General features: G+C 71.4%; 20 protein-coding genes, 1 tRNA gene and 1 pseudogene. 19 read left to right on the plus strand and 3 right to left on the minus strand.

The annotated features are described in order from the left end of the window. The 8 genes and pseudogenes from VG869_10985 to VG869_11020 form a co-directional block, all read left to right on the plus strand. On the plus strand, nucleotides 1–2,199 hold a 2,199-nt coding region (locus VG869_10985; protein HEV3451719.1), incomplete at its 5' end, for a LuxR C-terminal-related transcriptional regulator. Between the two features lie 260 nt (nucleotides 2,200–2,459). Further along, entirely contained in the window at nucleotides 2,460–3,077 is a 618-nt protein-coding gene (locus VG869_10990; GenBank protein HEV3451720.1) for a hydrolase, read from the plus strand. Between the two features lie 21 nt (nucleotides 3,078–3,098). After that, entirely contained in the window at nucleotides 3,099–3,347 is a 249-nt protein-coding gene (locus VG869_10995; protein ID HEV3451721.1) for an NAD-dependent epimerase/dehydratase family protein, read from the plus strand. Between the two features lie 117 nt (nucleotides 3,348–3,464). Continuing rightward, nucleotides 3,465–3,905 carry an ester cyclase gene (locus tag VG869_11000; protein ID HEV3451722.1) on the plus strand — a complete coding sequence of 147 codons (441 nt, stop codon included), beginning with the start codon at nucleotides 3,465–3,467 and terminating at the stop codon, nucleotides 3,903–3,905. Between the two features lie 140 nt (nucleotides 3,906–4,045). Beyond that, nucleotides 4,046–4,279, plus strand: coding sequence for a hypothetical protein (locus tag VG869_11005; GenBank protein ID HEV3451723.1), 234 nt, complete (start codon nucleotides 4,046–4,048; stop codon nucleotides 4,277–4,279). Beyond that, nucleotides 4,276–5,817: an MFS transporter gene (locus tag VG869_11010; protein HEV3451724.1), complete on the plus strand. Its 1,542-nt coding sequence runs from the start codon at nucleotides 4,276–4,278 to the stop codon at nucleotides 5,815–5,817. Before VG869_11005 ends, VG869_11010 begins: the two co-directional genes overlap by 4 nt. A gap of 127 nt (nucleotides 5,818–5,944) precedes the next feature. Continuing rightward, nucleotides 5,945–6,107: pseudogene (locus VG869_11015) on the plus strand (alpha/beta hydrolase). Nucleotides 6,108–6,287: 180 nt separating this feature from the next. Beyond that, the gene (locus VG869_11020) at nucleotides 6,288–6,725 is read left to right on the plus strand and encodes a nuclear transport factor 2 family protein (GenBank protein HEV3451725.1); all 438 of its coding nucleotides are present in this window, start codon (nucleotides 6,288–6,290) and stop codon (nucleotides 6,723–6,725) included. 446 nt (nucleotides 6,726–7,171) lie between these two features. Here the strand turns inward: VG869_11020 and VG869_11025 are convergent. After that, nucleotides 7,172–7,246: transfer RNA gene (locus VG869_11025), tRNA-Cys, on the minus strand. 95 nt (nucleotides 7,247–7,341) lie between these two features. On the opposite strand from VG869_11025, the gene VG869_11030 reads away from it, so the two are divergent. The 8 genes from VG869_11030 to VG869_11065 all read left to right on the plus strand — a co-directional run bounded on the left by VG869_11030 (nucleotide 7,342) and on the right by VG869_11065 (nucleotide 15,863). Continuing rightward, nucleotides 7,342–8,259, plus strand: coding sequence for an ABC transporter ATP-binding protein (locus VG869_11030; protein HEV3451726.1), 918 nt, complete (start codon nucleotides 7,342–7,344; stop codon nucleotides 8,257–8,259). Beyond that, entirely contained in the window at nucleotides 8,256–9,083 is an 828-nt protein-coding gene (locus tag VG869_11035) for an ABC transporter permease subunit (protein ID HEV3451727.1), read from the plus strand. The genes VG869_11030 and VG869_11035 overlap by 4 nt, the downstream gene beginning before the upstream one ends. A 107-nt stretch (nucleotides 9,084–9,190) precedes the next feature. Next, nucleotides 9,191–10,597 (plus strand): OB-fold domain-containing protein, encoded by a 1,407-nt coding sequence (locus tag VG869_11040; GenBank protein ID HEV3451728.1) that lies wholly within the window; start codon nucleotides 9,191–9,193, stop codon nucleotides 10,595–10,597. Further along, nucleotides 10,594–11,772, plus strand: a complete 1,179-nt coding sequence (locus tag VG869_11045; protein HEV3451729.1) for a hypothetical protein — start codon at nucleotides 10,594–10,596, stop codon at nucleotides 11,770–11,772. Before VG869_11040 ends, VG869_11045 begins: the two co-directional genes overlap by 4 nt. Further along, nucleotides 11,769–12,563: an enoyl-CoA hydratase-related protein gene (locus VG869_11050; GenBank protein ID HEV3451730.1), complete on the plus strand. Its 795-nt coding sequence runs from the start codon at nucleotides 11,769–11,771 to the stop codon at nucleotides 12,561–12,563. The genes VG869_11045 and VG869_11050 overlap by 4 nt, the downstream gene beginning before the upstream one ends. 188 nt (nucleotides 12,564–12,751) lie before the next feature. Further along, nucleotides 12,752–13,669, plus strand: a complete 918-nt coding sequence (locus tag VG869_11055; protein ID HEV3451731.1) for an SDR family oxidoreductase — start codon at nucleotides 12,752–12,754, stop codon at nucleotides 13,667–13,669. A 7-nt stretch (nucleotides 13,670–13,676) separates the two neighbouring features. Further along, nucleotides 13,677–14,858 carry an acyl-CoA dehydrogenase family protein gene (locus VG869_11060; protein ID HEV3451732.1) on the plus strand — a complete coding sequence of 394 codons (1,182 nt, stop codon included), beginning with the start codon at nucleotides 13,677–13,679 and terminating at the stop codon, nucleotides 14,856–14,858. Between the two features lie 3 nt (nucleotides 14,859–14,861). Next, nucleotides 14,862–15,863, plus strand: a complete 1,002-nt coding sequence (locus VG869_11065) for an acyl-CoA dehydrogenase family protein (GenBank protein ID HEV3451733.1) — start codon at nucleotides 14,862–14,864, stop codon at nucleotides 15,861–15,863. Nucleotides 15,864–15,935: 72 nt separating this feature from the next. Here the strand turns inward: VG869_11065 and VG869_11070 are convergent, their stop codons facing one another. Together VG869_11070 and VG869_11075 are read right to left on the minus strand one after the other, a co-directional pair. Next, nucleotides 15,936–17,447 (minus strand): AMP-binding protein, encoded by a 1,512-nt coding sequence (locus tag VG869_11070; GenBank protein HEV3451734.1) that lies wholly within the window; start codon nucleotides 17,445–17,447, stop codon nucleotides 15,936–15,938. Nucleotides 17,448–17,619: 172 nt separating this feature from the next. After that, nucleotides 17,620–18,396, minus strand: coding sequence for an iron-containing redox enzyme family protein (locus tag VG869_11075; protein ID HEV3451735.1), 777 nt, complete (start codon nucleotides 18,394–18,396; stop codon nucleotides 17,620–17,622). Between the two features lie 98 nt (nucleotides 18,397–18,494). Here VG869_11075 and VG869_11080 point away from each other — a divergent pair, with 98 nt between their 5' ends. The 3 genes from VG869_11080 to VG869_11090 are packed head-to-tail and all read left to right on the plus strand — an operon-like array spanning nucleotide 18,495 to nucleotide 22,970. Continuing rightward, complete coding sequence (locus VG869_11080; GenBank protein ID HEV3451736.1) at nucleotides 18,495–20,306, plus strand: hydantoinase B/oxoprolinase family protein; 1,812 nt, start codon at nucleotides 18,495–18,497, stop codon at nucleotides 20,304–20,306. 23 nt (nucleotides 20,307–20,329) lie between these two features. Beyond that, nucleotides 20,330–22,390, plus strand: coding sequence for a hydantoinase/oxoprolinase family protein (locus tag VG869_11085; protein ID HEV3451737.1), 2,061 nt, complete (start codon nucleotides 20,330–20,332; stop codon nucleotides 22,388–22,390). 1 nt (nucleotide 22,391) lies between these two features. Beyond that, nucleotides 22,392–22,970, plus strand: coding sequence for a gluconate 2-dehydrogenase subunit 3 family protein (locus VG869_11090; protein HEV3451738.1), 579 nt, complete (start codon nucleotides 22,392–22,394; stop codon nucleotides 22,968–22,970). Nucleotides 22,971–22,996 lie beyond the last annotated feature (26 nt).

The following is a 22,996-nucleotide window of genomic DNA, read 5'->3' on the forward strand; positions in this document are numbered from 1 at the left end:
GTACTCGAACTCAATGGGCTTGAGCATGACGAGGCGCGGGCGCTGCTGGCCTGGGCAGCCGGCTTCGAACTCGACCGTGACGTCGCTGACCGGGTCCTGGCCGAAACCGAAGGCAACCCCCTGGCCATCATCGAAGTGGCCAAGAGCCTCACTCCGCAAAAGCTGGTCGGCTTGGCCGCCGCGCCCCATCCGCTCCCGCTGAGTCGGCGGTTGGAGGAGCGCTTCGCCGAGGAGGTGCGAACGCTGCCAACCGACACCCGGATGTTCTTGCTCCTCGTCGCCGCGGATACCTCGGGCGACGCGGCTTTGGTGTGGGAGGCGGCTGGGCGCCTCGGTTTTGGGAGAGAGGCGGCCGAAGCCGCGGAGGCGGCGGACCTCGTCTCGTTGGCTTCTCCGATTACGTACCGGCACCCGCTGATCCGGTCCGCGGTGTACGGGCCCGCACGTCCCGCGGACAGGCGAGCAGTCCACGGCGCGCTGGCCGCGGCGAGCGACGAGGCTGATGTCGAGCGGTGGACATGGCACCGGGCGGGAGCGGCGATCGGCCCGGACGAGGAGATCGCCTCCCTCCTCGAGAGCTGCGCGGAGCGGGCCAGCTCGAGCGGCGCCACCAGCGCCGCTGTGGCGCTCCTCAGTAGATCGGCCGAGCTGACCCCGGACAGGGAGCAGGCCGCGGAACGCCGGGTGGCGGCCGCCGAGGCGGCCGTCGAGCGCGGCTCGTCTGGCCAGGCCCGCACGCTCGTCCAGCAAGGGGCGCCCGCGTTGCGCGACTCGGCATGGCGGGCGCGGGTAGAGCGGGTGCGCGGGCTCTGCGACCTCACGGATGGGAACCTGATCGGCGCCGCGTCCCGTCTGCGTCTTGCCGCCGAGGGCCTGCTGCCAACCGACCCCGTGCTGGGGCGGCGGACCCTGCTGGAGGCGGTGAGCATCGCCGCGACCGGCGGCGATGCCGCTGAGGGCGAGTTCATGCGATCGGTCTCGGCGACCGATCCCCATCCGCCGACGGCGCGGTCGTCGGTCGTGGATTGGCTCCTGCACGCCTTCTCGACGCGCGCCCGGGCCGGCTACGCGGCCGCCGTCCCCCAGTACCGCAAGGCCATCGAGGCCTGCCGAGATGCCCAGCCGCGTGAGTTTGCCCCATGGATCACCCTCATTGCCGCCGTAAGGGGTTCCGTCTGGGACGACGGGGCCTGCGACCTCGTGATACAGCGAGTCATCGACTGGAGCCGTTCCAACGGCGCCCTGCGGCCGCTCTGCGTGGCTCTGCTGAGCCAGGCGGGCGCCGCGATCTGGCGTGGCCAGCTCCAGCTGTCCTCGGCGCTGTACGCCGAGGCGTCGGACGTGCTGTCGGCTGCGCAACATTTCGCGCCGCCAGGGATTGACGTCAACCTCGATGCGGCCACTGGTCGAGGGGCAGAACTTCTGTCCAAGGTCTCTCCCGCGCTCGAAGGCATGGGCACGGGCCAGTGGGGCATCGCGTACACGTGCCATACCGCCATGCTCAACTTCGAGATCGGCCGCGCCCGGTATGAGGACGCACTGCACCACGCGCGGGTTCTGTTCGATGCCGACCCGATGCTCGCCGTTCCGCACCGGCTACCTGACATGATCGAGGCCGCCGTGCGGGTGGGCGACAGAACCGCCGCCGAAGAGGCGTTGGCCCGGCTTGCGGAGCGCGCGAGCGCCGCTGGCACTCCCTGGGCACTGGGATTGCTAGCCCGCTCGAGAGCCCTCATGGCCGGCGCCGGCGCGAGTGCCGAAGAGCAATACAAGTCGGCACTCGAACTGCTCGGCGCCACCTCTATCGAACTCGAGCGAGGGCGCGCTCACCTCATCTACGGCGAGTGGCTGCGGCGGGCGAGGCGCCACGTCGACGCGCGCGACCACCTGCGCCGCGCCCACGAGATGTTCGCCACCATGGGCGCCGAAGGCTTCGCTGAACGGGCACGGGTCGAGTTGCTCGCCACCGGGGAACGCGCGCCGAAAAGGACTGCTGAGACCAGGAACGATCTGACGCCCCGAGAGGCACAGGTCTCACGGCTCGTGGGTCAGGGGGCAACCAACCGTGAGATCGCGGCGCAACTCTTCATCAGCGAGGCCACCGTGGAGTACCACCTCAACAAGGTCTTCCGTAAGTTAGGCGTGAAATCGCGGACCCAACTGGCCCGCCGCGTGCTGGAGCAGGACCCGCCCGCGTGAGCATGGGAGCGGCGCGATCCCGGACGGAGTAGCCGCCGTCGCTTGAGCAGTCCGTCGTTGTGCGACCCGGCCGCACGGACACGGGTGGCAGCGCCCACGACCAACGTCGGCCCTGCACGACCCGCGCAGTGGAAGGCCGGCGTGCTCGCCGCCCACAACTATGGATTTCCTGGATGACATCCATCGAGCTGGTCGCTCACGATGGGCGTGGACGCACGCAACAGGCGTGCGAAGTCTGAGCCCCAAACCGGAGGATCCGCATGACGAGCGACACACGCCGGGACCCGATCACGGACCATCTTCTGACGCCAAAGAATGCGGCCCTCGTCGTGATCGACTACCAGCCGACCCAAGTCCAAGCGGTCAAGTCGGTCGACCAAGAGCTATTGGTCGACAACATTGTCTCGGTGGCGCGCCTGGCGCGGACCTTCGACCTACCCGTGGTGCTCTCGACCGTCCAGGTGGCCAGCGGCCGCGAGGCGCCAACGATCCCCGAGCTGAAGGCGGTCCTCTCTGACTGCCCCGAGATCGACCGTACGATGATGAACTCCTGGGAGGACACCGAGTTCCGCCAGGCCGTCGAGGCAACGGGCCGGCGGAGGCTGATCATGACGGCGCTGTGGACCGAGATCTGCCTTGCCTTCCCGACGCTCGACGCCCTGCGCGACGGCTTCGAGGTCTACCCGGTGGTCGACGCCGTGGGCGGGACGTCGACGGAGGCCCACCGTGCCGGAATTGATCGCATCGTCCAGGCGGGCGCGCACCCCATCAGTTGGGTCGGTCTCGCAGGCGAACTCCAACGGGACTGGGCGCGCACCGAGACTGTCGCCGACGTTGTCGACATCGTGCTGACCACCCGCCTGCTCGCCAACGCGTGACCGAGACGGAAGGTAACAGGCATGAAGATCGCATTGACCGGTGCAACCGGGTTCATGGGGTCCCACGTCCTCGCGGAGCTGCTTTCGCACGGGCACGAGGTCGTTGCCCTTGTCCGCGACGACGCTGAAGCAGCGGGTGTCGCGGCCCGGGGCACTAGTCCGGCCGTGGTCGACCTCTACGACCGACCCGCGGTCGTCAAGCTGTTCACCGACGCGCACGGCGCCGTCCACACGGCAAGCCCAGGTGACTGGAGTAGCCGTCGCGACTAGAGCAGACAGCAGCCACGAGGGTGGAGTTGGCATTCGCGAGCGCGAGTGCCGTGTGCTCCCGTGTGTGCCCTACACGACAGTCACTGCCGACTGTGGACGACCCGAAGGGAGTGTTCAATGGCCAGCGCTGAGCAACTCGAGGCTCACAAGAAGATCGCCCGCGACTACATCGACCAAGTATTCAATCAGCACAACCCCGGAAAGGCGGTCGACTTTGTTACAGACGACGTCATCTGGCACGGCAACAGTCTCGGCGACATCGCCGGCGCGGACAATCTTGCGGGGTTATTGAACTCATTCATTGGAGCGTTGCCAGACTTACATGCGGCTGAGCAAGACATCGTCGCGGAAAATGACCTAGTCGTCATTCGACTGATCGTCACCGCCACCGTCAAGGGAACACTCCTCGGCGTGCCCGCTGACGGAAAGCCGGTTGAGTGGAGCGCCGTGGACATCTACCGCGTGAGTGACGGCAAGATCAGCGAAGAATGGGCCGCGGACGACATCGCGACGATCATGACGCAGATCGGCGCTTTCAAGCCGCCCTGGCTGGCCTGACAGCCGGCTGTGCCAGCCGTCGGGTTCGCCGATCCGAACGAGTTAACCCGCCGCGCCAGCTCGGCACTGAACGATCCAACCGAAGCTCCGACAGGGCCATCGCCGAGGGCCCGCAGGCGTTCCTCGACAACCTTGGAATGATGTTCACTCGCTGGGAGAAGCAGGCCTTCAACGTCACCACGATGTTCGGCTCGAAGGAGGACGTTGCTGTGTTCGGCGACTTCCGCTACAAGTCGCACTTGCTGGGCAAGGTCGTGAGCTCTCCCTTCTCGATCCTCGTGAAGGTGGTCGACGGGCAGGTGACCTATCTCCAGTTCCAAGAGGACTCGTACGGAGGGTGGCACCGCCTTGGAACGGAGGACGCGAACCCGTGAGCGGCACCAGTGAGCGCGCGACGGCCACCACCAATCCCTGGCTGGTGGTCGTCATCGTGTGCGTGGCGCAGTTCATGGTCGTCTTGGACGCGACGATCGTGAACGTGGCGTTGCCGTCGATCCAGCGTGGCCTGCGTATGAGCCCGTCGAGTCTGCAATGGGTGATCACCATGTACACGCTGATTTTCGGCGGCTTCATTTTGTTGGGCGGGCGCGCCGGTGACCTGATCGGGCGGAAGCGGGTGTTCGGCGCCGGGATCCTGCTGTTCTCGGGGGCCTCGCTGTTGAACGGCCTTGCCCAGTCATCGGGGATCTTGATCGCCGGTCGGGGGCTACAAGGGCTCGGGGGCGCATTGCTCGCGCCGGCCGTGCTGGCGATCATCACGACGACCTTCGCCGACGCCAAGGATCGCGCCACGGCGCTGGCGATTTGGAGCGGGATCGCCGCCGGCGGCGGCGCCGTGGGTCTCCTGCTGGGCGGCATCCTGACCGATCTCGCTTCGTGGCGATGGGTCTTCTTCGTCAACGTGCCCGTCGGCGCCGCTCTTGCGATCGCGACGGCACGGTACGTCCCCGAATCCCGAGCCCAGCTGGGACACCGGACGTTCGATCTGCCCGGAGCGGCAGCGGTCACCGGCGGTCTGCTCGCGCTCGTGTTCGGGATCGTGGAATCGAACACGTACGGATGGGGCTCGACCCGCACAACGGTGTCCTTGGCGGTGGCCGTCGCGTTGCTCGCGGCATTCCTGGCGATCGAGTCGCGGAGCCCGGCGCCACTCGTGCGACTCGGCATCTTCCGGCTACGCAGCCTCGCGGCCGCGGACCTCACGCTCCTGCTCGCTTCAGCCGCAGTGTTCTCGACGTTCTTCTTCGTCTCGCTCTACCTGCAGCAGATCCTCCGGTACAGCCCGCTGCGCGCGGGCGTCGCGTTCCTTCCGCTCTCGGCAGGAATCGCAACGGGCGCCGTCGTGGCGCGCAAGGTGGTCCCCCGCCTCGGCGTTCGCGTCGTGCCCCTGATCGGACTCGCGCTCGCGACCGGCGGCATGATTGTCCTCACCCAGCTCCCCGTGCACGGAAGCTACGCGTCCGATCTCCTCACCGGCCTGCTTCCCATCGGCCTCGGCTTGGGACTCACATTTGTTCCCATCACCTTGGCCGAGACGAGTGAAGTGAGCCCTCAAGATGCCGGGCTCGCATCCGGGTTGCTCAACACCGCCCAGCAGGTCGGGGGGTCAATCGGGTTGGCGGTGCTCGCGACCCTCGCCGCGAGCCGGACCTCGAGCCTGCTCCACAGCCCCGTGGGTCTCGGCTCTGTTCCGGCCGCGCGAGTTTCCGGCTTCCACGTCGCGTTCACCGCCGCCGCCGTACTGCTCGGCGCGGCCTGGACCGTCGTGGCGCTGGGCCTGAGAACCGCCCGGGCCCGTGCGCCCGGACCGGTCGAGGTGGCGCCTGATGCCGCCGCCCGAGCGGTCGGATGCGCACAGTGCGCGCCCGTGCTGATCGGCGTCGGCGAACAGCAGACCGCTACTTCCGTCTGAGCTTCCCTCAGGTTGGCGCACATCATCGAGCCTGAGCTCTGGTCGGACAAGGGGAGTCACCGAGGCTGAGATTCGACTTGGCGACGAGAATGCGCGTCGGTGCTCTGGGCCCTTCAGGACTCGCGGGCTGACCTGGGCTATCGCCAACGCGTCCTACAAGAAGCAGCGACGCAACAAGGACATGACCGAGATCGTCAAAATGAAGGGGGCGGGGCCACTCCCTGACGATCGACAGCGGCTGGCAGGAGGTCGCCGAGACCGCCCTCAAGTTCGTCAAGCGGTTCGTCTAACTGTCCGGCGATCCACGGCGCGATCGGGCTTTTCCGTCGTCTTCTCAGAGGCAGTCGCCGACTAAGCAGAGTCGAGTCGGTGCTTGCACCGCGACATCGTCGCAGCGAGGTGTAGCAATTTGTCCGCCATGGCCTCGGAGGTCAAAGGCCAACGGGGTTACTCGCAAGAGAGGAGAGGTTATGGAGCCCGCGACAGGTACACCGGAGGCGGACGCTGTCGAGTTCCTCGAGCGGTGTCATGACGCCCTAAGGCAGCACACGGGCGGTGACCCGCGGCCATACCTCGCGCTTTGGTCTCAAGCTGAAGACGTTTCGCTCATGGGAGGGGTGGGCGGTCACCAGGTCGGGATTGCCGCGGTGCGTGAGCTTCTGACGGCGACGGCCAAGACGCTCAACTACACGACGTGGAGCGCAGAGACCCTCGTCGCCTACTTCGGCGATCCGCTCGGTTTCACCGTCGAACTCGAGCGGCTCACTCGGCAGATCGACAATGAGATGGAGGAGATGTCACTGAGAGCGACGTCCGTCTACCGTAGAGAGGAAGGCGCCTGGAAGGTCATCCACCGTCACGGTGACGGTCTCATGACGGTCGAGATCGATCCCGAGGGCAGACGCTGAACACACCGGCTTCGCCTCCGTGCCGCAACTCGAGTCGGGTCTTTCGAGGCGCCATGGAAGGGCACCTCGGGGCGATGGCCATCGTCAACATGTCTGCGCGTTGGGGGACGGTCCAACCCGGCCTCGCGCCGCCTCAGAAGCGTCGCTCTGTCGAGCTGCTCGCCGCAACGATCCGACCGCGGCGAACTTGTGGTCGGCAGGGGCCCGGGCTCCAGTCGCACCGGTGAGCGGACGCCCACCAGCCCCAAATAGCCTCTGCAGCCTCGCGGTCAACTTCGCGACGACTATGGGTGTAGATCGACGAGAGCCCAGACACGCTCAGCTCGCAGACATCACCCGGATGGTCCCGGCAATTGATGGGCACATGATGGGCAAGCCCCCATCATTCGGCCCGCCGACACGCCCAAGCCAGGAACCGAAATGGCCCCTGAGCAGGGAACCCGTCTTGGAGGCGGCGGTGGGAATTGAACCCACGTCCAGGGTTTTGCAGACCCTTGCCTGGGCCACTCGGCTACGCCGCCGACGCGCCGCCTGAGACGAGCGGCGGACCGCCGAGGCTAGCGCTTTACTGCGCCGGCTCGGCTGCCGATCCAAGGACGTGGCCGGTCCCGTCGCGATGGTTGAGCTCGCGGACGTCCGGCGGACTTTTGGCGCCGTGGTCGCCGTCGAGGCGCTCAGCTTGCGGGTGCCGGCAGGGTCGGTCACCGTGCTCCTGGGACCCAACGGCGCCGGCAAGACGACGGTCGTGCGCCTAGTGACCGGGGCGCTGGCGTCGCACGGCGGGAGCATCCGCGTCCTCGGGTTGGACCCAGCCAGCCGCGACGGCTCCACCGTGCGCCGGCGGTGCGGCGTGGTCCCGGCACGGCCCGCCCTCTACGACCGGCTGACCGGCTACGACAACCTCCGCTACAGCGCGCAGCTGTTCGAGGTTCCGAAGGACCGCATCGACGAGCGCATCAGCGATTCCGCCGAGCGCTTCGGGATCGAGGCGGCCCTCGACACGCGAGTCGGCGCGTACTCGACCGGCATGCGCGCACGACTCGCGCTCGCTCGGGCGGTGCTCCACGAGCCCGACCTCCTGCTGCTCGACGAGCCGACCGCAGGGCTGGATCCGGAATCGGCTCGGGCCGTCCTCGGCCTCATCGACGATCTCGCCACGCGTGGCAAGGCCGTGTTGATGTGCACGCACCTCCTCCTCGAGGCCGAGGGCCTCGCCGATGAGGTCGTCGTGCTCGACCACGGTCGGGCGCTCGTCTCCGGCTCCCCGGAGCAGCTGACGCGCCGCTACTGGCCCGCCGCCCGCGTGCTCGTCGACGCCGACGATCCCACCGTCCTCGATGGCGCACGGAACCTGCCGTTCGTCCGCTCCTACGACCGCAACGGGGCTGCGACCGTCGAGCTGACCGACCTGGGCCACGTCCCCGACCTCGTGGACGCGCTCGTCGCGGCGGGCGCCCGCCTGCGCCGGGTGGAGCCGCAGACGCCGACGCTCGAGCAGCTCTACTTCGCGATCCGACGGGAGTCTCAGCCATGACCAGCCGCGCCCCCTCTCGGGCGCTCGTGATCGCCCGCACCGACCTCCGCCAGCTCCGGCAGTCTCGCGACTTCTGGGTCCCCCTGGCGATCATCGCGGGCCTCTTCTTCGTCGTGCTGCCGGCCGTGCTCCTCCTGCTCATCACCCATGTGTCCGACGTGCACCTCGTGAAGCAGCTCAGTGACATCGTCGGCAGCCTGCCGAAGCAGCTCCGTGCCCGCGTCAAGGGCGCGCCCGGACCCGCTCAGGCTTCCTACGCCCTCGCGGTCTACCTGTTCGCGCCGCTCGCCATCATCGTCCCGTTGACCGTGTCGTCGGCCGTCGGGGCCAACACCGTGATCGGCGAGCGCGAGCGCGGCAGCGGCGAGTTCCTCGCCCACTCCCCCGCCCACGAGCGCGAGATCTACGTGGGCAAGCTCATCGCCAGCCTCGTTCCCGGCTACCTCGCCGCCGCGGTGGGCTTCGCCTGCTACTCGCTCGTCGTCAACCTGACCGTGGGTCCCAAGGTCGGCGGCTGGTTCTTCCCGACCCGGAACTGGTGGATCCTCGTCCTGTGGGTGCTGCCCCCCTTCATCGCCCTCGCGTTGGCGGTGATCCTGGCGATCTCGGCGAAGGTGTCCAGCGCCGCCGCCGCGCAGCAGGCCTCCGCGCTCGTGACGCTGCCGCTGATCCTCGTCGCCTACACCGTGGCCAGCGGCACGCTCTTCCGCGCCGAGGCGGTGGCGTTGGTGGTCGGCGCGCTGGCGTGGATCGCCGCGTTCGTGGCGCTGTGGCGGGGGTCGCGCGCGGTCCAGCGGGAGCGCCTGCTGGGGATGGGCGGGTAGCCGGTCCGGGACGCCCGGGCTCGGCCGCCTCCTCGGACCGGGCAAGGGCCGCGGTCCGCGGCCCCGGGCCGGGTCGATGACCTGAACCTCCGCGTAGCATCGAGACCGTGACCGGGGGCGTGCAGCTGTTGGCAGTGGGTGCCGCCGCGCCGAGCTGGCGCCTGCCGGCCGCCGACGTCGCCGCCGCGTGGGGCCGGGCGGGCGGCTCGGGCCACACCGCCGTCTGCGCCCCCGACGAGGACACCCTGACCCTGGCCGCCGAGGCCGCCGGCCGAGCCCTGGCCGTGTCGGGCCTGCAGACCGACATCGTCGACGGCCTGTGGTGGGGCACGACCCGTCCGCCGTTCGCGGAGGGGCCCAGCCACGCCGTGCTCGCCCGGGCCGTCGGGCTCTCCCACCGCTCCGGCGGCGCCCTGTGCTCGGGGTCGTCCCACGCCGGCCTCGAGGCGCTGCTCGGCGCCGCCGACGCGGTCGGCGCCGGGACGGCTCGGGTGGCGCTCGTCGTGGTCTCGGACGCCATCGTCCCCGGCCTCGGGACGCCGTTCGAGGCCCGGTCCGGCGCCGGCGCCGCCGCCCTGGTCCTCGTCTCCCACGGCGGCGCCGCCACGCTCGGCCCGCGGGTCACGCGCACCCACCCGTACCTCGACCGGTACCGGGGCGACGGCGAGCCCGCGACCCGGGACCTCTACGACAGCCGGCTGTTCCGCGAGGAGATCTTCCTCCCCACGATGCGGGAGCTCGGCGCCCAGCTCGGCGCCCTGGCGGTCGACCGCTGGTCGCTGCCCGACCCGGACGGGCGTCTCGGCGCCACCCTGGCCCGCCAGGTCGGGGCGGGCACACCGGCCTCGGCGGGGGTGTACGCGGCCGTCGGCGACAGCGGCGCCGCCGCCGCGCTCCTCGGTGGGCTCGCCGCCCTCGACGCCGCCGGGACCGTCGGGCTGATCGGCTGGGGCGGAGGTCGCGCCACCGGGGTGGCGATCACCGCCCGGGAGCCGGTCCGGGGCGCCGCTCGCGTCCCCGCCGCCATCAGCGGGGGGCGCACCGTCACCTACGCCGAGGTCCTGCGCGCCCGCGGGCAGCTGGTGTCCTCGGGCGAGACGGTCCCGATGGGCGTCCCACCCGAGAGCGCCCAGTTCGTGCGCGGCGCCGACGAGATGCTCGGGCTGCTCGGCGCCCGCTGCGTCGACTGCGGGACGATCAACACGCCGCCGTCGATCCATCCCCACTGCATCAGCTGCGGGAGCGCGAAGTTCGTCCTCGAGCCGCTCGCCCGGCGCGGCCGCGTCCACACCTTCGTCGTGAACCACACCATGCCCGCCCCGTTCGTCGCCCCCCTCCCCCTGGCCGTGATCGACCTCGACGACGGGGCTCGGGTCATGCTGCAGGTCACCGAGCCCGCCGAGACCCTGGCGCTCGGGAGCTCGGTCGAGCTGCTCGTCCGGCGCTACGCGCACGAGCGCGGCGCCCCGGTCTACGGCTACAAGGCCCGCCCGGTGAGCACGGAGGCATCATGAGCTGGAACCGCGTCGCCGTCGTCGGCGCCGGGCTCATCAAGTTCGGTGAGCTGTTCGACCAGAGCTACGAGCAGATGGCTGCGGGCGCGTTCGCCGCCGCGGTTGAATCCGTCGACCACGGCTTCGAGCCCGACCAGGTCGAGGCCGCGTTCGTCGCCACCCAGCGCGGCACGCTCTGGGGCCAGGAGGGCATCGGCGGCAACACCGTCCCCTCCGCGATCGGCCTCGCAGGGATCCCCTGCACCCGGATCGAGAACGCCTGCCCCTCCGGCGCCGACGCCTTCCGGGTGGGCGCGATGGCGGTCGCCAGCGGGGTCCTTGACGTCGTCCTCGTGATCGGCGTCGAGAAGATGCGCGACAAGTCGAGCGAGGAGGGGCTCCTCGCTCGGGCCGCGGCCGGGCACCCGATCTTCACCCGGGGCGAGACGGCACCGGTGCTGTTCGCTCCGTTCGCGACCCGGCACATGCACGAGTTCGGCACCACCCGAGAGATGCTCGCCGCCGTGGCGGTCAAGAACCACGCCAACGGCGCCCGGGACCCGTACGCGCACTTCCAGAACGAGATCACGGCTGAGGACGTGCTCGCCTCACCGCCGGTCTGCCACCCCTTGCACCTCCTGGACTGCTGCCCCCAGACCGACGGCGCCGCCGCGACGCTCCTCGTGCGCGCCGACCTCGCCGACCGGTTCACCGATCGGCCCGTGTACGTGGCCGGCTTCGGGTCGGCCACCGACCACCCGTACCTCCACGAGAAGTCCAGCTTCGTCGGGCTCAAGGCGACCCAGCTCGCCGCGGAGCGCGCCTACGGGATGTCGGACCTCGGACCGGCCGACATCGACTGCGCCGAGGTCCACGACTGCTTCACGATCACCGAGATCCTCGACATCGAAGACCTCGGCTTCGTCGACAAGGGCAAGGGCGGGGTGTCGTCCCTCGCCGGCGAGACCGCCCTCACCGGCCGCATCCCGATCAACACCTCGGGGGGGCTGCTCGCCAAGGGCCACCCCATCGGCGCCACCGGCGTGGCCCAGCTCACCGAGTGCTGGTGGCAGCTGCGCGGCGAGGCCGGTGACCGCCAGGTCGAGCTCCGCCACGGCAACGCGCTCCAGCACAACGTCGGCGGGCGCGGCTCCGGCGTCTCGGTCATCAACATCCTCACCACGAACCAGCCGTGATCCGTTACGACGTGGGCGACGACCACGTCGCGCGGATCACCCTGGACCGGCCCGAGGCCAAGAACGCGCTCACGATCGAGATGCGCGACGACATCGTCGCCGCCGTCCGCTCCGCCCGGGCCGATCCCGCGGTGCGGGCGCTCCTCGTCAGCGGGGCCGGCGACGCCTTCTGCGCCGGCATGGACCTCACCGCGTCCACCGTCGCCCACGCGGCGTCACCCGACTTCGAGACCCGCAGCACCGCCGAGGCGCTGCGGGTGGGCGTGCAGACCTTCATCCGCGAGCTCTGGGACCTCGACAAGCCGACGGTCGCCGCCGTCAACGGCGCCGCCGTGGGCCCCGGCGCCCACCTGGCCCTCGCGTGCGACTTCGTGCTCGTGCACGCGGACACCCGCTTCCTCTGGTCGTTCGCCCGGTGGGGCCTCGTGGTCGACGCCGGCGGCGCCTACCTGCTCCCGCGCCTCGTCGGCCTGCCCCGCGCCAAGGCCATGGTGATGCTCGGCGACGGCGCGCGTGGCGCCGAGGCGGTCGAGCTCGGGCTCGCGTACCGGTGCGTGCCGGCCGACGAGCTCGACGCGGCCGCGCGCGAGCTCGCCGGCCGCCTCGCCCGCGGACCGACCCGCTCGCTGGGCCTCTCGAAGCGGCTCCTGAACACCAGCTTCGAGACGCCGCTCGAGCGGTCGCTCGAGCTCGAGGGCGCCTACCAGTCGCTCGCCGCGACCTCACGGGACCTCGCCGAGGGCATGACCGCATTCCGTGAACGTCGCGACCCCGACTTCGAGGGCCGCTAACCCGACCTCGGTCGACGCCGCCGACGGCCCGGCTACGATCCTGACGCCTCCGTCAGGTGCCCGGCACGCGGCCGCGACCGGAGCCGACGACGTGCGGCCGGGCCAGCGTCGAACGACGCCGCCACGGACCGGCCGGGGCCGCGATCGCCGACCCGAGCGACGCGCCGACACGAGCGGGAGGGTTAGGGATGGGCGCCTTCGACGGGAAGGTTGCGGTCGTCACCGGGGCGGGGCGCGGCATCGGCCGGGCCGAGGCGCTGCTCCTCGCCGCCGAGGGCGCCGCGGTGGTGGTGAACGACCTGGGCGGCGAGCGCAGCGGGGAGGGCGCCGACCAGCGACCGGCCCAGCTCGTCGTCGACGAGATCGTCGCCAACGGGGGCCGGGCCGCGCCGAACTACGACGACATCTCGAGCTGGGACGGCGGCGCCGCGCTGGTCGAGCAGGCCGTCGACGGCTTCGGCGGCCTCGACGTCGTCGTCAACAACGCCGGGATCCTCCGGGACAAGATGAGCTTCAACATGTCCGAGGAGGAGTGGGACGCGGTGATCCGCGTCCACCTCAAGGGCCACTTCGTGCCCAGCCGCCACGCCGCCGCGTACTGGCGGTCCAAGAGCAAGGAGACCGGCGAGCCCGTCGGCGCCGCCATCGTCAACACCGCCTCCGAATCGGGCCTGTACGGCAACGCCGGGCAGCTGAACTACGCCGCCGCGAAGGCCGGCATCGCGGCGATGACGATCGTGCTCGCCCGCGAGCTCGACCGGTTCGGGGTCCGGGTGAACGCCATCGCCCCGGTGGCGCGCACGCGTCTCACCGAGGACCTGGCCGGCGGCGCGTTCGAGGCCAAGGAGGGCGGCTTCGACGCCTTCGCGCCGGAGAACGCGGCCGCCGGCGCGGTCTGGCTCGCCTCCCCGATGGCGGACGGCATCACCGGCCAGGTGCTGAAGATCCAGGGGGGGCTGGCCCAGATCGTGCGGGGCTGGCGCCCGATCACCGAGGTCCGCGACGACAAGCCGTGGACCCTCGCCGGCCTCGCGGCCAGCCGCGACGCCCTCTTCGCCCGGTCCGACCCGGGCCTGCCGCCGTTCTTCCCGCCGGTCGAGGGCTGACCGGGCCGTGCGCCTCACGTTCGGGCCCGACGTCGAGGCCTTCCGCGCCGAGCTCGTGACGTTCCTCGACGAGCACGCTCCCGCCGAGGCGCTCGTCGGCTTCGACGTGGCGGACAGCGGCGCCGAGGAGCGCGACGAGCTGATCCCCGCGTGGTCCCGGACCTGGCAGGCGACGCTCTTCGACGCCGGGTGGATGATCCCCGGCTACCCGCCCGAGCTCGGCGGGCGCAACGCCACCCCGGTGCAGACCCTCGTGTACCTCGAGGAGATGGCGCGCCGGCGGATCCCCCGCTCCCTCCACTTCCCGGGCTACGCGATCGTCGCCCCCAGCCTCCTCGAGTTCGGCGACGTCCAGCAGCAGGCGCTCGTGGCCCCCGCCATCCGCGGCGACACGATCTGGTGCATCGGCATGAGCGAGCCGAACGCCGGCTCCGACCTCGCCGGCCTCCAGACCCGGGCCGAGCTCGACGGGGATCGCTTCGTCGTCAACGGCCAGAAGGTGTGGACGAGCTACGCGATGGTGGCCGAGAAGTGCTTCGTCTACGTCCGCACCGACCCGACCGTGCCGAAGCACCAGGGCATCAGCCTCCTGATCGTCGACATGGACACGCCCGGCATCGAGGTGCGCCCCCTCCGCCACCTCAGCGGGGCCGCCAACTTCGCCGAGGTGTTCTTCACCGACGTCGAGGTCCCGGCCGCGAACCTGGTCGGGGCGCTCAACGACGGGTGGCGCATCACCCAGGGCTCGCTCGCCCACGAGCGGGCCGGGCTGTGGGTCGAAGGCGTCTCTCGGCTCGAGGCCACGGTGCAGGCGCTCGTCGACCTCGCGACCCGGCGCGGCCTGACCGGTGACGCCGGCGTGCGCCGCCAGCTCGCCGCCCTCTACGAGCAGGCGGCCTCGCTCCGCGCCCTCGGGTACAAGGGGTTCGCCAGCTACGCGCAGGGCTCCTCGGCCCCCGAGCACTCCTACCTGAAGATGGCGACCTCCGAGCTCGGCAAGGCCGCGTACGAGCTCGGGATGCAGCTCCAGGGCGCACACGGCGCCACTCGCGACCGCGAGCGCGGGGAGGAGGACGGACGCTGGGTGAACCTGTTCTTCATGAGCTTCGCGAACACGATCGCCGGCGGGAGCAGCGAGATCCAGCGCAACATCATCGCCCAGCGGGTGCTCGGGCTCCCGAGGTCCTAGCGCGTGGACTTCACCCTCTCGGACGAGCAGCAGCTGCTCCGTGACACGGCCCGCACGCTGCTGGCCAAGGAGTGCCCGACGACGCTCGTGCGCGCCCACATCGAGGACCCGTCGGTCGCCGATCCCCTCTGGGAGCGGCTCCGCGACTTCGCGCCGCTCGGGCGGGGGCCGCTCACCGACCTGTGCCTCTTCGTCGAGGAGACCGGCTTCGTGGCCGCACCCGGGCCGTTCTTCGCCACCACTGCGCTCTTCGCCCCCGTGCTGGCCGCCACCGCGGACCCGCGGCAGGACGCCGCGCTGGCCGGCGAGGCCACCGGCACGGTGGCGCTGGCGGGCGCCGACGGCGTGTGGCGGGTCAACGCCGAGCCGGTGAAGTGCTTCGTCCCCGAGCTCGACCGGGTCGAGTGGGTCGCCGTCGTCGCGCCCGGGCCGACGGTCACGGTCGTGCCGACCACCGGGCTGCCGACCCGGCTCCTGACCACGGTCGACTGGTCCCGTCGACTCTTCGAGCTCGACACGCGCCAGCTCGGGGCGTCGCCCGTCGCGGTCGACCCGGGCGCGCTCGACGCGGCCGTCCGCCGAGCCACGGTGGCCCTGGCGGCCGAGCTCGTCGGCACGGCCCGGCGCATGCTCGACATGGCGCTCGAGTACGCCAAGCAGCGGGTCCAGTTCGACCATCCCATCGGGTCGTTCCAGGCCATCCAGCACCGGATGGCGGACCTGTCGCTGGCGGTCGAGCGGGCCGACGCCGCGGTGCAGTACGCGGCCATGACCTTCGACGCCGACGACCCCGAGGCTCGACGGGCCGCGCACGTCGCCAAGGCCGCGGCCGGCGCGGCCGCCACCGGCGCCGCCAAGGACAGCATGCAGGTGCACGGCGGGATCGGGTACACGTGGGAGCACGACCTCCATCTCTTCATCCGCCGCGCCTACGGCGCCGAGTCGTGGCTCGGCACCACCGCCTGGCACCACGACCAGCTCGCCGGTCTCCTGCTCGATCGCTGAGCCGCGCCCCACCGCGCACCGGATCCCGACGCGACGGAGCGAGCGCGCCGTCCCCGACCGGCGGCGGGGCCGCTAGATGCGAGCCGCCCGGCCCGACCAGTGCTGCTCGCGCAGCACCCGCTTCAGCACCTTGCCGTTCGGCTGGCGGGGCAGCTCGGCGACGAGCTCGAACGAGGACGGGACCTTGAAGTCGGCGAGGTGCTCGCGGCAGAAGACCCGGAGCTCCTCGCCGGTGACCGGCGCACGTGCCTCGACCACGGCCGCGAGCTGCTCGCCGAGGCGCTCGTCCGGGACGCCGAACACGGCGCAGTCGACCACCGCGGGATGCTGGTACAGGACGTCTTCGATCTCGCGCGGGTACACGTTGACGCCGCCGCGGATGACCATGTCGACCGCCCGGTCGGTCAGGTAGAGGTACCCGTCGGGGTCGACGTGCCCGACGTCGCCGACGGTGAAGGCGTCGTCGCGCCACGCCCCCGCCGTCTTCTCGAGGTCGGCGTGGTACTCGAAGCGGGCGCCGCCGGGCGGGCGGACGTAGATCAGCCCGGTCTCGCCGACGGGGACCTCACGCCCCTCGAGATCCAGGATCCGCACCTCGACGCCGGGCCAGGGCCGGCCGACGCTGCCGGGCCGCGCCAGCCACTCCGCCATCGAGATGCGCGTCGCGCCCCCCTCGCTCATCCCGTACAGCTCGGCGACCTCGCAGGGCGCGAGCGCCTCGATGATGCGGCGCTTGACCGGGACCGGGCACGGCGCGCCGGCGTGGACGATGAGCCGCAGCGACGAGAGGTCACGCTGCCGGCGCTCCCGCTCCGGCACCTCGAGGACGCGGATGAAGTGGGCCGGCACCATGAACGTGCGCGTCACCCGATGGCGCTCGACGAGGCGCAGCCACTCCTGGGCGTCGAAGCGCTCGAGGATCACCGTCGTCGCGCCAACGTACAGAGCGGCCATGGTCCAGCCCCCGGGGCCGGCGTGGTAGGCGGGACCGGAGACGAGGTGCACGTCGTCGGCCGACCAGCCCCAGAGCGCGAGCTGGCCCCGCATGTTCGAGCCGCCGCGGGCGCGGTCCGGGCGGCCGTGGACCACGCCCTTCGGGCGACCCGTGGTCCCCGAGGTGTAGAAGATCGGCGCGTCGAGGGCCTCGATCGGCAGGGGCGGGCCGCTGCCGTCACCCGCGATGGCGGCCTCGTACTCGTCGGGCACCACCAGCAGCTCGCACCCGCTCGCGGCCGCCAGCGCGGCGCGGCACGACTCGAGCAGGTCCCGGTGGGCGACGAGGAGGCGGGCCCCCGAGTCGGCGAGGATGTAGCCGAGCTCGCCCGCGGTGAGATGCCAGTTCACGAGCACGACGGGCGCGCCGAGCTTCGTCGCCGCGGCCCAGGTCTCGAAGAACTCGAGGCCGTTCGGGAGCATCACCGCGACGCGGTCGCCCGGTCCGACCCCGGCGCGCTCGAGCCCGCGCGCGAGCCGGGTCGTCCGCTCGTCGAACGCCGCGAAGGTGCGCACCTCGTCGCCGATCACGAGCGCGGGCTTGTCGGGCGTCGCCCGCGCGTGCGCGGTGATCCCCAGCTCGTCGCTCACCGCTAGCGCCCCATCTGACGGTGGTCGGCGCGGCCGTCCGTCACGCCGGCATCGTGCCCGTCGAGGTCGTCGCGCTGCACGGCGCCGGTCCCCCGTCGCGATCGCCCTGCGATCGCCGCGGCGAGAGCGGTCCGGACCGGCGGTCCAACCCGGCCTCCGCCGGGACGGGACGCTACGCGCGCAGCGCGCCGGGCTCCTCGAGCCACCGGTTCAGCGCCGCCGTGCGGGCGTTCCGACAGATCAGGACGTGCTCGACGGCCCGGCGGATGCGGCGCTGCTGTCCGGCCGTGACCGCGACCTGGCGGAGGAGGAAGTCGGCCATGCGGCCGTGGTCCTCCTCGGCGTAGGCGTGAACCTTGAAGTTCTCGACCTCGAGGTCGTAGTGCTGACGCATCCCCTCGTAGAGCATCTTGGCGTAGTTCGTGGAGGCCGCGAACCGCTCGCCGGCCCAGCCGAAGGCGGCGAGACCCTCCTCGTACGAGCGCCGCATGTAGTAGAGGGTGGTGAACACCGACCCGATGCTCTCGGGCATGGCCCGGTACGAGAGCAGCTCTTCGCCCGAGATCCCCAGCTGCCCGGCCCAGGTGACCTTCATGTCGACGTGGTTGTGGTCGCCGGTGTAGCCGGTCTCGTCGGCGAGGTTCTGGAGCCAGTGCGCGAAGTGCTGGCTCGAGCCCAGGTTGAGGGCGTCGACGTCCGGGGCCAGGCTCACGATGGTGCCGAACTCGGTCGTGTACCACTTGCCGAGGAAGTAGTACTCCTTGGACAGGCGCCGGAGGAGCTCCTCGGACAGCGATCCGTCGGCGACGCGCTCCCACACCAGGTTCTTCTCGGTGGCCACCTCGGCCTGCAGCGCCTCGAGCGAGGCCATGAACTCGTCGACGGGCAGGGCGGGCCCGTCCTCGGCGCCGACACCCCTAATGTCTCGGAACTCGCGCTGCTCGGTCACGCCGCTCCTCCCCCTGCCGCTCGGCGGCCGGTTCCGGCCGAGGGTTTAGGATAGACGTGACAACGGCGTCAGGTTCTGGCCGAGCGGGGAGGAGCGGCATGAACGTCGACCTGGTCCAGCTGGCGGGGAGCCGCGGCCGGCTCAGCGGGGCGACGGTCGATCCCGTCACCGCCGAGGTCGTGCGCGGCGCGATGGAGACCATCTGCTTCGAGATGGCGACGTACGTCTCACGTACCGCCACCACGCCGATCCTGAACCAGAGCAACGAGCGGAACGCGACCGTGCTCGACTACCGAGGCCGTCTCGCCGCGCTGTCGGTCGGCATCCCGCAGTTCATGCTCACCTCGACGCTGCCGGTCCGCTTCGCCCTCGAGTTCCTCGGCGTCGACGAGTTCCACGAGGACGACGTGTTCGTGGCCAACGACCCCTACCACGGCGGCGGCCACCTGCCCGACTACAACGTCTTTGCGCCCGTGTTCGCCGATGACGGCCACGGTGGGCGCCGCATGGTCCTCATCGCCAGCATCCAGTGCCACCACGGCGACACCGGCGGCGGCGTGCCGGGCGGCTACAACGTCACCGCCGGCGACATCTGGGGTGAGGGCGTCCGCTGGCCGGTCGTGAAGGTGCTCGACCGGGGCGTCGAGCGGCGCGACGTCCTGTACGCGCTGCAGGCCAACAACCGCATCCCGGACTACATCGGTGACCTGCGAGCTCAGATCGGCGCCGCGCAGCTCGGGGCGGCCCGGCTGAGCGACGTGATCACGCGGTTCGGGCTCGGCGCGGTCGAGGGCAGCGTCGACGTGATGATCGACTACGCGGCGAAGCGCTTCCGCGAGGAGGTCGCGACGTGGCCCGACGGGGTCTACGAGGCCGACGCCTACGTCGACCACGACCCGCTCGGTCACCCCGACATCCGTCTCCACGTCAAGATCACCGTGGACGGCGACCACCTCACGATCGACTACACGGGAAGCGACACCCGTCAGGAGATCCAGGCCTGGTCGACGTACGGGAACACGCGCGGCTACACGGTGGCCCAGATCGCCTCGATGATGGACCCGGAGATCCCCAAGAACGAGGGCTTCTTCGACCAGATCCGCCTCGTGGTCCCCGCCGGCTGCGTGCTGAACCCGCACCCCGGCAAGCCGGTCAGCGCCGGCACCCACCATCCCGGCGCCGACGTCGGCGAGGTGATCGCGGTCGCGATGCAGGACGTCCTGCCGGACAAGGCGGTGCCGCAGACCTACAAGACCGGCATCCCGACCATCATCGTCGGCGTCGACCCCCGCACCGGCCAGCCCTTCACGGACCACTCCGCCGAGGTCTACGCGGGCTGGTGCAACGCGGCGAAGGGCATGGACGCGTGGGGCGCCCAGAACGCGTCGTTCGGGAACCTCTGGAAGGCGACGGCCGAGATCAACGAGAGCCTCTACCCGCACGTCCAGTGGTCCCGTGACTACCGCACCGACTCCGGCGGCGCCGGCGAGTGGCGGGGGCTGTGCGGCAGCCACTACGAGAAGGAAGTGCTCGTCGACGCCAAGGTGTACACGTACGTCGTCGGGATGAAGTACCCGATGCCGGGGATCTGCGGGGGCCGGCCGGGCGCGCCGAACGAGATGGTGATCCGGTACGGCAGCGACGATCCGTTCCGGGTGCAGCACACCGCCGAGTGGGTTCCGATCGGCGCCGGCCAGCGGGTCATGTACGACTACGGCGGCGGCGGCGGATGGGGCGATCCCCTCGACCGCGACCCGGCGGCCGTGCTCGACGACGTGCTCGACGAGTACGTCAGCGTCGAGGGCGCCGCCCGCGACTACGGCGTGGCCCTGTGCGGCTCGCTCGAGGACCTGACGCTGGCCGTCGACGCCGACGCCACCCGGGCGCTCCGAGCCTCGGTTCGCGCCTGAGTCGTCCGGACCTCACCAGCACGATGGGTTACCGGCTCGGCGTCGACGTCGGCGGGACGTTCACCGACCTGCTCTGCGTCACCCCCCAGGGTGAGGTCGTCTTCGACAAGACGCCCACCACGCCCGACGACCAGTCGACGGGGGTGATGAACGGGCTGCGCCAGCTCGCGGAGCGATTCGGGATGACGCTGTCGCAGCTGTGCGGCGAGCTGGACATCCTCGTGCACGGCACGACGACCGCCGACAACACCATGATCGAGATGAACGGCGCTCCGACGGGTCTGCTCGTCACCGAGGGCCACCGCGACGAGATCGAGATGCGGCGCGTCCACAAGGAGGAGATCTGGGACCCCTCCTACCCGGCGCCGCCCCCGATCGCCCGGCGGCGGGCGCGGATCCCGATCCCCGAGCGGCTGAACTTCCGGGGCGAGGTGATCCGGCCGCTCGACGAGGAGGCGGTCCGGCGGGGGGTTCGGCGCCTGCGCGCACTCGGGGTCCGCTCGGTGGCAGTCATGTTCCTGTTCTCCTTCGTGAACCCGGCCCACGAGCGCCGGGCGGCCGAGATCGTGCGAGAGGAGTTCCCTGACGTCGAGCACCTCTCGCTGTCCCACGAGGTGATGGCGCGCGGCCCCGAGTTCGAACGCGTGTCGACGACGCTCGTCAACGCGTACGTCGCGCCCCGGATCGCCAGCTACGTGGCGAGCCTCCAGGACAAGCTGCGGGCCGCCGGGTACGGCGGCGCCTTGCTCATCATGCAGTCGACGGGTGGGGTCATGCCCCCCGAGTACGTGTCGAAGCGGGCCGTGACGCTGCTCGCCTCCGGCCCGACCGGCGGGGTCATGGGCGCGGCGCTCGCGGCGTCGCACGTCGGCGTCCACGACTTCGTGGCCGTCGACATGGGCGGGACGAGCTTCGACGTGTGCCTGGTCCGCGACGGCCAGCCGGAGATCAAGACCGACTGGAACTGGCGGTACCGCTACTACATCGGGCTGCCGATGGTGGACGTGCAGAGCGTCGGCGCCGGTGGCGGCTCGATCGCCCGGGTGCGCCAAGGCGCGCTGCTCGTCGGGCCCGAGAGCGCGGGCTCGTCGCCCGGGCCGGTCTGCTACGGGCGCGGCGGGACCCGGCCCACGGTGACCGACGCCGACGCCCTGCTCGGGTACCTGCCGGTCGCCGGGTTCGCCGGGGGCCGCATGCGCCTCGACGTCGACGGCGCCCGCGCCGCCCTCGGGCGGGAGGTCGCCCATCCGCTCGGCATCGACCCGGTCGAGGCGGCGTGGGGGGTCCAGCGCATCGTGAACGCCAACATGGCGAACGCGACTCGTCGGGTGCTGGCCTCGCACGGCGCCGACGCCCGGACGCTGCGGATGATCGCCTACGGCGGCAACGGGCCCGTCCACGCCTGGGCCGTGGCGCGCGAGCTCGGCATCGACCACGTGCTGATCCCCCGCGCCGCTCCCGCGTTCTCGGCCCTCGGCGTGCTCGTCGCCGACTACGTGGTCGACCTGGTCCGCGCGTACGTCGTGCCGCTGTCGCAGGTCGAGCTCGAACGGGTCCGCTCCGCCATGTCGGAGCTGCGCGACGAGGCGGCCAAGGAGCTGGAGCCGACCGGGCTGGCCGGTGACGACGTCGAGCTCGGCCTGTTCGCGCAGATGGCGTACCCGGGCCAGAACTTCGACATGAGCGTGCCGGTGCCCGAGGCCGAGGCCCTCGGCGAGGCCGGCCTCCTCGATCTCGCCGAGCGGTTCCACGACGAGCACGAGCGCGACCGCGGCTTCTCGTTCCGAAACCAGCAGCCGGTGCTGCGCGGCGTCCGGCTGGTGGCCCGGGGCCGCACCCCGAAGCCCGACCACCTGGCCGAGGTGGGGTCGATCGCCCGGTCGGAGTCGGCTCGCCGCGACGGCCGCCCGGTCCACTTCGGCGACGGGTTCGTCGATACGCCGGTCTACGACGGGGCCGTGCTCGGCGTCGGCGCCGAGGTCCGCGGGCCCGCGCTCGTCGAGGAGCCGTTCACCGTCCTCGTCGTGCCCCCCGGCGCTCGCGCCCGCGTCGACGAGCAGGGCAACTACGAGCTCGAGCTGTGAGGTGACCGCCGCTGCGCCCGGCTTCTTCAGCGCCGGGCAGCACGCCGTGGTCGCCGCGGCCTGCGACCGGCTGATCCCGGCGTTGGACCGACACCCGGGTGGCCGGGCGCTCGGCTGCGCCGACTACATCGACGGCCTGCTCAGCGCCTTCGCGGTCGACCCGCCGCGGGTCTGGGCCGGGGGGCCGTTCTCGGGCCGCGCCGGCGGCGAGGCGGGCTTCGCCGCCTTCCTCCCGCTGTCCCGGGTCGAGGCGCTGGCCTGGCGGACGCGCGTCGAGGGGTCACGCGGGATCCCGGAGCGCGAGTTCAACGGCCCCGTGCCGGGCTGGCAGCAGGAGTACCGCGACGGGCTGGCCGCGCTCGGGGCCGACTTCGCGGCGCTCAGCCTCGCCGACCAGGACGCGCGCCTCGACGCGGCGCCAGGCTTCAAGGCGCTCCTCTACACCCACGCCTGCGAGGGCGCCTACGCCGCCCCGGAGTACGGCGGGAACCGCGACCTCGCGGGCTGGCACGCGATCGGCTTCCCCGGCGACGTCCTGCCGCGCGGCTACACCGACGACGAGGTCACCGGCCGTGCGTAGGCCTCGAGCCTTCGGGGCGACGGCCG

This window comes from Acidimicrobiia bacterium, from assembly GCA_035948415.1.
In the GTDB taxonomy this organism is placed as follows: Bacteria; Actinomycetota; Acidimicrobiia; order IMCC26256; family PALSA-555; genus PALSA-555.